10 protein-coding genes are annotated in these 11268 nt (G+C 69.5%); 1 reads left to right on the top strand and 9 read right to left on the bottom strand.

The window, feature by feature from the left end; genetic code table 11:
• Positions 1–39: 39 nt before the first annotated feature.
• From ACOGXD_RS12680 to ACOGXD_RS12645, 8 genes are all read right to left on the bottom strand, one after another.
• On the bottom strand, positions 40–432 hold the full coding sequence (locus ACOGXD_RS12680) for a type II toxin-antitoxin system VapC family toxin (RefSeq protein WP_419915396.1): 393 nt from the start codon (positions 430–432) through the stop codon (positions 40–42).
• Positions 433–447: 15 nt separating this feature from the next.
• The gene (locus tag ACOGXD_RS12675; RefSeq protein WP_419915395.1) at positions 448–732 is read right to left on the bottom strand and encodes a type II toxin-antitoxin system Phd/YefM family antitoxin; all 285 of its coding nucleotides are present in this window, start codon (positions 730–732) and stop codon (positions 448–450) included.
• Positions 733–808: 76 nt separating this feature from the next.
• The gene (locus tag ACOGXD_RS12670) at positions 809–1231 is read right to left on the bottom strand and encodes a MaoC/PaaZ C-terminal domain-containing protein (protein ID WP_419856211.1); all 423 of its coding nucleotides are present in this window, start codon (positions 1229–1231) and stop codon (positions 809–811) included.
• Between the two features lie 53 nt (positions 1232–1284).
• Positions 1285–1824, bottom strand: coding sequence for an FAS1-like dehydratase domain-containing protein (locus tag ACOGXD_RS12665; protein ID WP_419915394.1), 540 nt, complete (start codon positions 1822–1824; stop codon positions 1285–1287).
• Positions 1825–1933: 109 nt separating this feature from the next.
• Positions 1934–2764 carry an alpha/beta fold hydrolase gene (locus ACOGXD_RS12660; RefSeq protein WP_419915393.1) on the bottom strand — a complete coding sequence of 277 codons (831 nt, stop codon included), beginning with the start codon at positions 2762–2764 and terminating at the stop codon, positions 1934–1936.
• A 4-nt stretch (positions 2765–2768) separates the two neighbouring features.
• Positions 2769–4064 (bottom strand): O-acetylhomoserine aminocarboxypropyltransferase, encoded by a 1296-nt coding sequence (locus ACOGXD_RS12655; RefSeq protein ID WP_419915392.1) that lies wholly within the window; start codon positions 4062–4064, stop codon positions 2769–2771.
• Between the two features lie 43 nt (positions 4065–4107).
• The gene (locus tag ACOGXD_RS12650) at positions 4108–6456 is read right to left on the bottom strand and encodes a xanthine dehydrogenase family protein molybdopterin-binding subunit (protein ID WP_419915391.1); all 2349 of its coding nucleotides are present in this window, start codon (positions 6454–6456) and stop codon (positions 4108–4110) included.
• Between the two features lie 50 nt (positions 6457–6506).
• Complete coding sequence (locus ACOGXD_RS12645) at positions 6507–8798, bottom strand: CoA transferase (protein WP_419915390.1); 2292 nt, start codon at positions 8796–8798, stop codon at positions 6507–6509.
• A gap of 135 nt (positions 8799–8933) precedes the next feature.
• On the opposite strand from ACOGXD_RS12645, the gene ACOGXD_RS12640 reads away from it, so the two are divergent.
• On the top strand, positions 8934–9728 hold the full coding sequence (locus ACOGXD_RS12640) for a class II aldolase/adducin family protein (RefSeq protein WP_419915389.1): 795 nt from the start codon (positions 8934–8936) through the stop codon (positions 9726–9728).
• Positions 9729–9764: 36 nt separating this feature from the next.
• On the opposite strand, the gene ACOGXD_RS12635 is transcribed toward ACOGXD_RS12640, so the two are convergent.
• Positions 9765–11192 carry an NAD-dependent succinate-semialdehyde dehydrogenase gene (locus tag ACOGXD_RS12635; RefSeq protein ID WP_419915388.1) on the bottom strand — a complete coding sequence of 476 codons (1428 nt, stop codon included), beginning with the start codon at positions 11190–11192 and terminating at the stop codon, positions 9765–9767.
• Positions 11193–11268 lie beyond the last annotated feature (76 nt).

Here is an 11268-nt window from a genome sequence, read left to right as displayed (position 1 = left end):
CGTGCCGGACTGCCATGGCGAAGGCCCGGAACCCGCCCGCTAGCTGGGTGCGAGTGTGGGGATACCGCTCTCGCGCGCTGCGCGTGCGAGCCGCTCGTCGTAGGTGACGAGACCGTCGAGCTCGTTGCCGAGGCTCAGCGCAGTCGCGAGATGGATGGCGTCCAAGCTGCGAAGCTCAGGAGGATCGAGCAAGGCCGCCCGTTCGAGCAGCGACGGAGTCAATTGCACGAACATCACAGTGCTCAACAGCGAGCGTGCCCGGGCTTGGAAGGTGGGCGCATGGCGTCGAACTGCTCGCATGAACTCGGTACGCGTCAGATCGGACGAGTACAGCAAGCGCTGTGTCTCGGTCAGCCACGCGGCGAATGCCCCCGATTCCGCCTCGTCAAGAACCGCCTTCGCGAGTGCCGATGTGTCGCAATAGAAGTTCACCGTTCAACGGCGCTGTCAGTACCGTTCCTCGGCCCGCATCTCCAGCAGCACCTCCGACAGGCTGCGCCCGGGTGGTGCCGGCGGGGGCGGCAGGAAATCCCTGATATCACCAGTCGCCGGAGTGATCTCGCCGCGGGCGATCATCTCTTCGATGCGTGACTGGCGGGGCTTGCTCACGTGCGGCACGATCTTCGCAACGGGTCGACCTCGGTTCGTCACGGTGATCTCTTCGCCTGCTTCGACCCGCGCCACGACCTCAGATGCGTTCTGTTTCAGCGCCCGGATCCCGACTTCGGCCATGTTCTACATTGTAGCACAAGGGCGCGCTGGATCGACAAAGCGATTGGCCGCCGGCAGGGCGAAGGACGAGCGCCGTTCAGTCGTCGAGGCGGGCGGTGGCTTGGCCGGTGAGGACTGGCCGGTCGTCCTGGTTGGTGGTGGTGATGGTGAGATCGACCAGCTTCTGGCCGTCTTCGTCACGGATGTCGGCAACCTCGGCCTTGGCGGTGAGCGTGTCGCCGGGCCACACCTGGCTGGTGAACCGCACGCCGTAGTAGGTGAGGCGGCCGTCGCCGACGTAGTTGGTGACCATGCGACCGGTCATGCCCATGGTGAGCATGCCGTGGGCGAACACCGTCGGGTAGCCGGCCACCTCGGTGACGAACTTCTCATCGGTGTGGACCGGGTTGTAGTCGCCCGACGCGCCGGCGTACTGGACGATCTGGGTACGGGTGAGGTCGTCGACGATCTGCTCGGAGTAGCTGTCGCCGACGTTGAGCTGCGATGCGCTGAGTGCCATGTCTGTGTGCCTTCCTGGGTGGTGAGTGCTGCGTTCGTGCCCGTGGCGAACCGCTAGTTGTCGATGACCTTCTCGGTGACGACGCCGACGCCCTTGGCTGTGATGACCAGCTCGTCGTCCTCGTCGCGGTACTCGGTGACAGCCTCGGAGAACTTGAGGATGCCTGCCCGCTTGGACTGCTTCTCCCACCGCTCGCCGTCGTAGGTGACCGTGTGCAGCACGTCGCCCGGCTTCAGATGCCGGTGATAGGTGAAGTGCTGCTCGGCGTGCAGCCCGCCAGCGGCAGCGCCGGACTGCTTGTCGTCCTCACGCTCGTCTTTGACGTCGTCGCCGTCTGCTTCGGAGAGGTCGCGCACCAAGGTGCCCGATGCGGTGCGGCCGCTGCCGAACCACTTCTTGTCGGGCTTGGGGCGCAGGAAGTAGTCGGGGTCGAATTGCGCACTCGACTGCGCAAAGGTCGGCGGCGCAATGATCGAACCGACCTCGGTGCCGGCTGCGTACTCCGGGTCGCTGTAGATCGGGTTCGTGTCGCCGATCGACCTCGCGAACATCAGGATGTGCGAGGCCTCGACGGGAAATCGCTCGACTGCCATGTCCGGCTCCTTCTGCGGCAGGTTGCGTCACATTGCCGCCAGCACATGATGGCAGCCGCGCGCGGAGCGCGCACGACCGGCACGGCGCGGAGCGCTCACAACCAGCCGGCTAGGCGAGTGCTTTGGCGAGTGCCGTCCGGACGGCGGCCGGGTCCTCGTTCATCATCATGTGGCCGGCTCCGGCGAGGTGCACCACATCGCAATCGGCGAAATCGGCGATCAGCGGTGCTGCGGCCCGCGGCGGGGTCATCTTGTCCTCGCTGCCCACGATCACCGTCACCGGACACTTGACTCGCGCAGCAACGTCGCCGGCTTCGTAGGCCGCGCAGGCAGACAGGTCGGCATGGATCACACCGTTGTCGGCCCGTTCCAGCAGGGCCACACTGCCGCCGAGCATCCACAGGCCCGGCGTCGGATTGGTGGCGACATGCGCCCGGTTGCCGTGTCCCCATGCGGTCATGAGCTCCGGTGCCAGCAGCTCGTTCTTCTCCGCAGCGCCCAAGAGCGCCGGATGCACAGGCATTCCCGCTGCGGTGCCCATCAGCACCAGGCGAGCAATGCGATCGTGATCGGCGGCAGCCGCCTCGGTGCACACCAACGACCCCATCGAATGGCCGACAAGACGTACGTGGGCGCAATCCAGCCGCTCCCCGACGGCGGTGATGGCGTCGCTGAGCCAGTCGGCCATCTCGGCCACCGATCCGAGGGGCTCGTCCTCACTGTTGCCGTGGCCCGGCAAGTCGATGGCGAGCGGGGTGTAGCCGTGGTGTGCCAACCAGCGTGTCTGCAGCTGCCACACCGTGCGGTTCATGCCTGCGCCGTGCACAAGCAGCACCACCGGCGCCTCGGCCGCCGATGCCGCATCGGGTACCACTCCCCCTGCGGCCACACCCACAGCGTGGCCACGGACGTCAAGCGAAAACGTCTCGGTCGCTGTCATCGCTTCAGCCCTTCTGCGAGGCGCGCAGGGCGCGGGACAGGTCTGAGATGATGTCGCCCGGGTACTCGAGGCCCACCGACAGCCGCACCAGGTCTTCGCCGACCCCGGCGGCGACCAGATCCTCAGCGCTCATCTGCTGATGGGTGGTGCTGGCGGGATGGATCACGAGCGTCTTGGCGTCGCCCACGTTGGCCAGATGCGACGCCAGCCGCACCGCCTCGATGAACCGCCGTCCGGCCTCGCGGCCGCCTTCCACGCCGAAGCTCAGGATCGCGCCGGCGCCTCGCGGCAGCAGCTGCTTGGCCAACTCGTGATCTGGGTGGGACGGTACCGACGGGTGGCTCACCCAGCTCACGGCGTCGTGGGAGGTGAGGAACTCGATGACCGCTTCGGTGTTGGCGACATGGCGGTCCATGCGCAGCGGCAGCGTCTCGACACCCTGCAGCAGGTGGAATGCCACCGCTGGGCTCATGGCGGCGCCGAAGTCGCGCAGGCCCTCGGCTCGGGCCCGCATCGACAGTGCTTGCGGCCCGTACTCGTCGGTGAAGGCAATGCCGTGGTAGCCCGCATACGGCTCGCTGAGCGTCGGGAACTTGCCCGAAGCGGCCCAGTCGAAACGCCCGCCGTCCACCACGACCCCGCCGATCGCGACGCCGTGACCGCCGAGGAACTTGGTGGCGCTGTGCATCACGATGTCTGCACCCAGCTCGATGGGCCGCATCAGGTGCGGAGTGGTGAACGTGGCATCGAGCATCAGCGGCAGGTCGGCCTCGTGGGCGACTGCGGCCACGGCCGGCACGTCGAGCACCTCGATGTTGGGGTTGCCCAGCGTCTCGGCGAACAGCACCTTGGTGTTGGGCTGGATGGCGCTGCGCCACGCATCGAGGTCGCGGGGGTCGACGAACGTCGTGGTGATGCCGAAGCGGGGCAGCGTGAGGCTCAGGATGTTGTGGGTGCCGCCGTATATGTTGCGGCTGGCCACGATGTGGTCGCCCGCTGAGGCGATCGTGGCGCACGCCAGGTGGAACGCCGCCATGCCGCTCGCCGTGCAGACCGCGCCGACGCCTCCCTCGAGCGCGGCGATCCGCTCCTCGAGCACGGCAACGGTGGGATTGGAGATGCGGCTGTAGATGTGGCCGGGGATCTCGAGGTTGAACAGGCTGGCTGCCTGCTCGGTGTCGGTGAAGCTGAACGACGTCGTCTGGTAAATCGGCACGGCTCGCGCCCCGGTGGTCGGGTCGGGCCGCTGGCCGGCGTGCAGCGCCAGCGTGTCGAAGTGCAGGAAATCCGGCTCGACCATGGGTGCCTCCGGGGTCGCTTGCCTGCATTCAAGCATTGCTTTGCTATTGAGCGGCTCGAATCGCTTCCCAGACGCGCTGGGGTGTGAGCGGGATGTCGATGTGGGTCACGCCGAGGTGAGCGACGGCATCGATGACAGCGTTCTGCACGGCGGGCGGGGCGGCGATGGCTCCGTTCTCGCCGATGCCGCGGGTGCCGAGCTCGTTGCGCTCGGTCGGCGTGCCGAGCCGGGCAGTGTCGATGGAGGGCACATCGGCTGCGGCAGGGATCAGATAGTCGACGAGCGTGGTGGTGCGGGGGGTGCCGTCGGCGTCCCACTGCCCTGCCTCCATCAGCGCTTGGGAAATGCCGGCCACCGCGCCGCCGTGCTGCTGGCCCTCGACAGATGCCTCCGACAGCATCCGCCCGCAGTCGTCCACCGCGGCGAACGCCAGCAGCTCGACACGGCCTGTCTCCGCATCGACCTCGACGACCGCGGCGTGGGTGCCGTAGGGATGGGTCACCTCGGCGCTGCGCTCGGTGACGGTGGCGCTGATTCCCTCCGGTGCGGCTGCGGCAATGTCGGTCCAGCTCGTCAGCCGGGACGGCACGCCAGCGACGTGCGCACCGTCGGGGGTGAGGCTGATGTCGTCGGGGCTGGCCTCAAGCAGTTCTCCCGCCACTTCGCAGATGCGGGTACGCAGCTCGGTCGCGGCTTCGGCGATCTGGCTGCCCAGCACCGTCGCGGTGCGCGAACCGCCGGTCACCCCGCCGTAGGACGACGTCACCGAATCGGCGTCGTTCACCCGCACGGCGCCTTCGGCGATCCCGACCCGGGCGCTGGTGATCTGGGCCCACAGGCTGTGATGACCCTGGCCGTGGCCGTGGCTGCCGCAGGTCACCAGCACGCTCCCGTCCGATCCCAGCTCCAGCGAGGCGTAGTCGGGGTCGTCGCCGCTGCCCGCGCTCTGGCTGTAGCAGCCGTAGCCGATCCCGATCAGTGCTGAACGGCTGCCGGCTGCCCGGCGCTCGGCTGCCAGCACCTGCCAGCGCTCGGCATCGATCAGTTCTTGGGCAGTATCGAGCGCGCGGTGCGGGTCGCCGCTGTCGAGCACAATGCCGGTGCCCGTGTCGAACGGCAGCTCGTCGGCACGCAGCAGGTTCCGGCGGCGGACGTCGGCGGGATCGAGGCTCAGCTCGCGGGCGCCGGCGTCGATGGCCCGCTCGAGCGCAGCGTTCACCTCGGGCTGGCCGGCGCCGCGGTAGGCACCGGTGGGCGGGGCGTTCGTGACCGCGGAGCCGATGCGGTAGCGCAGCCGCGGCACGCGGTACAGGCCGGTGCTCTGGCGGTAGCTGGCCGCAGTGAGCATCGGCGCCATGTGCGGGTACGCACCGGCGTCGCACCACATGACCACGTCGATCCCGACGATGCGGCCGTCGGGGTCGAAACCCATCCGGATGCGGTGCCGCTGGCCCCGCCCGTAGGGCATCGAGACGAACTGCTCCTGGCGGCTCTGCACCCAGCGAACCGGGCGTCCGAGCAGCTGGGCGGCCCGGGCCACCACGAAGAACTCCGGCATGGGGTCGCCCCGGCCGCCGAACCCGCCGCCGACCTGCGGTTCGCGGACTCGCACCGCCGTAACCGGGATGCCCAGCAAACGCCGGTACAGGTACGGCGCGCTGTGCACGCCCTGGCCGGTGCTCCAGATGTCCAGCTCGCAGTCAGGCGAAGCGCCCTGCGCCAGCGGCGTGCCCCGGAGCAGCTCGAAGGGCGTCGCGACGATGGCGCACGGCTCGATCGGCAGCGACGTGATCCGGTCGTTCTCGCAGACCAGCTCCACGACACACTGCGCGCCGTCGCAGGGATCCTCACCGGGTTCGGCAGGAGGTGCAGCTGCGTCGTCAACTTCGGTGGGCGGTGACAGGAAGCCGCCGCCGTCGGGGGGATCCAGCGGCCGCACCACGTTGGTTCCTGCATCGGGAAACAGCAGCACGTCGTCGGCAGCGGCCCCCTCAGCGTCAACGACCGCCGACAGCACATCGATCTCGACGGCGACCAGCTCAGCGGCGTCGAGGGCATGGACGGGCGAGTCGGCCAGCACGACCGCGATCGGCTCGCCGACGAAGCGCACCCGCTCGGTGGCCAGCAGCGGCCGGGCCATCTGGCCGCCGAGCGTGGTGGCCCGGTAATACTCAAGCGGCTCCAATCCCAGCCCCGCCGCTTCGAAGACGGCGACGACGCCCGGCGCCTGCTCCGCCTCGCGCAGATCGACGCTGCGCAGGTCGCCGTGGGCCACCGTCGAGCGCACGAACGCTGCGTGCAAGCAGCCGTCGGGAAGCGGCAGATCGGCGGTGAAGGCTGCCGTGCCGCGCAGCATCGGCAGATCCTCAGAGGCAAGTCGCGCCGTCGCCATGGGCTCACCGTAGTGAGGCCCATTCCGTTCTTCGTGCCGAGCCGGAACCTTCAGTCGGCCGCCGCCGGCCGCGTGCCTGTGCGCCCGGGCGTGGCGAGGTCGGCGGTGATCTCTGCTCGGTGCTCGTCGAGGTAAGGGGCTCGGCGCATTGTCACGTCGATGCCGCCGACGAGGGAGCCGAGCTGGATCATCGGGCCCCACTCGGTTTCGGGCAGGTCGACGACGTGACGGTTGTCGACGGCGACTGCGGACCCCACGAAGCCGCGCCGCTCGACGGGCAGGTCGCTGGTGCCCTCGGGTGTCGTCTCGTGCCAGATCCACTCGGGGCCGTCGGCGTCGGGGACCTCGAGGTAGGTGCGCTCGGGGCCGGCGCCCCGGTAGTCCATGCCGCCCAGCTCGGCGGGCAGACGCCCGGGGTAGTCCACGAACTCGGCTGCCTGTGCGGCAGTGACGGTCTGTGTGAGCGACGTTCGTACTGTCCGGCCCTCGCCGTCGGCCAGGCGCCGGTAGAGGGAGCACAGCACGCCGAATGCGGCGATCATCGGCGTGGCGGCGTCATGCACCGGCACCGTCAGGAACACCGGCTCGTCGTCGCCGCCCTGCGCCGCCATGATCCCGCCGAGGGCTTGCAGGAGCGGATCGAACGCCGGCACTTCGGCCATGGAGTCGTCACGGCCGTAGCCGGGGCTCTTCACCAGCACCGCATCGGGGCGGATGTGCCGCAGGTCGGCATCGGCGACGCCGAGGCGCGCCGCGACGCCGGGGCGGAAGTTCTCCACGATGACGTCGGCACCGGCCACGAGCTGCGCCATGACCGCGTGGTCGGCAGGGTCCTTGAGATTGAGGCAGATCGAGCGCTTCGATTGGTTCCAGCCGTTGAAGTACGGGCCGAGCACCCGGAACGGGTCGCCGCCGGGCTGTTCAATCTTGATGACCTCGGCGCCGAGCATCGCCAGGTGGCGGGTGATGACCGGTCCGGCGATGAAGGAGCTGAGGTCAACAGCACGCGCGCCGGCCAGCGGTGCCTCGGCGGGTGCTGTCGGGTTCGCGGGTTCGCCCGTCGGCGTCTCGCCCGCGGCTGCCGCCCGGCCGTCGCCGCCGGTCGCTGCGGCCCACGGGCCATCGGCCAGCTCGGCTGCGACCTCGGCTGTGTGCTCGCCGAGGAGCGGGGCCGGCCGCAACACGACCTGGTCGCAGCCGTCGATCCACATCGGCTGGGGCGGGGTGCGCACGGTGCCGAGTTCGGGGTGCTCGACGGTGGTGGCGAGCCCGTTGGCCTGCGCAAGCGCCGATGCCATGAACTCCTCGCGGGTCTGCGTCGGCTGGCAGGGCACATCGTGCACTGCGAAGACCTCGAACCACTCGGCAAGCGTGCGCTGGGCGAACGCCTCTTCGAGGATCGGCGTGATCTCCGCCAGCGGCTCGAGGTCGAGCAGGCCCCACGGCGGGTCCGGGAACCGCTCGTCGCCCAGCAGGTCTTCGCGGCCGATGGCTCGCAGCATCGCCTCGTAGAAGGGATACGTGCCGCAGGCCACGAACATCCAGCGGTCGTCGGCGGCCCGGAACAGCCGGTACACGGGCAGTCTGCCGGCCGAGCCGAGCGGGCAGGATCCGTCGCGGTCGAGGTCGGCCATCTCGGGTACCTCGAAGTCGCCGATCTGCATGGCGCCCGAGCCGGACACCTCCGAGACGGTGTAGGTCGGCGCCGACCCGTGGGCTCGCCGTGCGTAGAGGCCGGCCGCCGCTGCCATCGCAGCAAGCATCCCGGCGCCGTAGGAGGCCAGGGGAACCACCACCTCGACAGGGCCTTCGGAGTAACTGATCTGGTTCCAGCCGATGCCGGTCACGGCGGCCACCTGCGACGGGGTGCCCGCGCGGGTTGCGTACGGCCCCTCGTCGCCCCAGGTCGGGCACGAGATGATCACCGCGCTCGGGGCATGTCTCCGAACGGCCGCAGCGGTGGGACCGTCGGGCACGAACACGACATCGGCGCCAGCGAGCAACCCGCCCAGCGGCGGCGTGGTCATCGATGCCGCTGTCGGCCGCAGGATGCCGGGCAGCGACGCCGGCGGTCCGTCGACATCAGCAGGCAGCGGGGCCCGTTCCCATTCGACTCCGTCGGGCACCGCCGAGCGCTTGTTGCGGCTCACTGCGTGGAAGCCGGGGTCGGCGCGGTACGGGTCGCCGCCAGGCGGCTCCACCTTGACCACATCGGCGCCCTGATCGGCCAGGAAGCGCGCGGCGTACGGCCCGGCGATGCCGGTGGTCAGCTCCACGACCCGCACGTCGTCGAGGCACCGCACGGGCGCGCCGCTCGCTGCAACAGCGTCGTCCCTGCTCACCGGGTGGACACTACGCGGGTGCAGTCGCAGAAGCCGAATCACGGTCGAAGTCACGACCGCGATGCCCAGCCTTCCTTGCGAAGGCGCGGGACAGCGCCCCGGTCACCGCGGCCCGAGCGTCGTACGATGTCCCTCGTGACGACCACAACCGATTCCGCCACCGACCCCTTCACCGAGATCCCGATCCCGCAGGCGCCGACGTTCGACACGATCGAGGCCGAGCGGCAGCACCGCAAGGAGCGCCTCGCATCGGTCTACCGGGCGTTCTCGCTCTTCGGCTTCGAGGAGGGCGTGGCCGGCCACGTCACCGCCCGCGACCCCGAATGGACCGACCATTTCTGGGTCAACCCGTTCGGCGTGGGCTTCGGTCAGATCAAGGTGTCCGACCTGCTGCTGGTGGATCACGACGGCAACATCGTGGAGGGGCGCTACCCGCTGAACCAGGCGGCCTTCGCCATTCACAGCGAGGTGCACAAGGCCCGACCCGACGTGATCGCCGCCGCGCACACCCACTCGCTGTACGGCAAGACGTGGTCGAGCCTTGGCCGCCTGCTCGACCCGCTCACCCAGGATGCGTGCGCCTTCTACGAAGACCACGCCCTGTTCGACGACTTCACCGGGGTGGTGCTCGACACGTCCGAAGGCAAGCGCATCGGCCAGGCGCTCGGCAGCTGCAAGGCGGTGATCCTGCAGAACCATGGGCTGCTCACCGTCGGCAACACCGTGGACGAGGCCGCGTGGTGGTTCATCACCATGGAGCGCACCTGCCAGAGCCAGCTGCTGGCTGAGGCGGCCGGCACGCCGATCCCGATCCGCCACGAGTCCGCCAAGCTCACGGCCTCGCAGACCGGCAGCCCGCTGGCCGGCTGGTTCAGCTACCAGCCGATCTACGACAAGGTCGTCGAGCGAGATCCCAGCTTCCTCGACTGAGCCCCTGCGCCGGGCCTTCGGCGCGGAACACGCCAGCTACCACTCGGCGGCGATGTACTGGGTCTCGCAGAACTCGTAGATGCCTTCGCTGGCGCCTTCGCGGCCCAGGCCCGACTGCTTCATGCCGCCGAAGGGCGCCGCGGGGTCAGACACAGCGCCACGGTTCAGGCCGATCATGCCGGCCTCGATGCGCTCGCTGACCGCCAGGCCCTTGGCCAGGTCCTGTGTGTACACGTAGCCGATGAGGCCCATCTCGGTGTCGTTGGCGGCGGCGATCATCGCGTCGGTGTCGGTGAAGCTGGTGACGGGCGCGACCGGCCCGAAGATCTCCTCGCGGGTGATGGGCGCGCCGGGCTCCACGCCGCCGAGCACCGTCGGCTCGTAGAAGAAGCCCGGGCCGTCGATGGCAGCGCCGCCGGTGACAGCGGTGGCTCCCCCGTCGACTGCCGAGCGCACCAGCCGGTCGATATTGGACACAGATGCGGCGTTGATCATGGGTCCGCAGGTGACGTCGGGGTCGCTGCCGTTGCCGACCTTCATCGCGCCCATTTCCGTCGCCAGCCGTTCGATGAACTCGTCGTGAACTGGCGCCTCCACGAAGAACCGGTTGGCTGCCGTGCAGGTCTCGGCCGAGTGGCGCATCTTGGCGACCATGGCGCCAGCCGTGGCGGCTTCGAGGTCGGCGTCGGCGAATACGACGAACGGTGCGTTGCCGCCGAGCTCCATCACCACCTTGAGCACCCGGTCGGCGCAACGCTTCAGCAGCACCCGGCCGACTTCGGTGGAGCCGGTGAACGACAGCATCCGCACGGCTCGGTGGTCCACGACGGCGTCGAGCCACGCGCCCGAGTTGGCGGTGGGCACGAGGTTGACGACGCCCGGCGGCACCCCCGCCTCAGCCAGCAACTCGGCGACCCGCAGCGAGGTCAGCGGGGCTTCCCGGGGCGGCTTGATGACCACCGTGTTGCCGGCGGCCAGTGCCGGGGCGAGCTTGCGGGTGATCATGGCGGCCGGGAAGTTCCACGGCGTGATCATGGCCACGACGCCGACGGGCGGGTGGCGGGTGATGATGCGGTTGGCACCCGAGGGCGCGACGCTGATCGAGCCATGGATGCGCACCGCTTCCTCGGCATTCCAGCGAAAGAACTCTGCGGCGTAGGCCACCTCGCCGATGGCGTCGGCTCGGGGCTTGCCGTTCTCCAGCGTGATGAGGTCAGCCAGTTCGTCGGAGTGCTCGATCAGGATCCGGTGGGAGTCGCGCAGGATCTCGGAGCGGACACGCGGCGCCGTGGCTGCCCAGCCAGGCTGTGACGCAGCAGCTGCATCGCACGCGGCTACGGCATCGGCCGGTGTTCCTGCCGCGACTCCGGCGGCAACGTCGCCGGTTGCTGGGTCCAGCACGTCGATCAGCTCGCCGCCTGCGGCGCCGTGCCAGCGGCCTCCAATGAGCATCTGCGTTTGCATCGCGCCAGCATCGCAAATCGGCCAGCCGCTGCGCGCCATCGCAACCGGGCCTCGACGCCGCGACCATTCATGCATC

Source organism: Candidatus Poriferisodalis sp. (genome assembly GCF_965204125.1).
Lineage (GTDB): Bacteria > Actinomycetota > Acidimicrobiia > Acidimicrobiales > Poriferisodalaceae > Poriferisodalis.
Note: the sequence above shows the minus strand (reverse complement) of the source record. Positions and strands in the feature narration are given on the sequence as shown.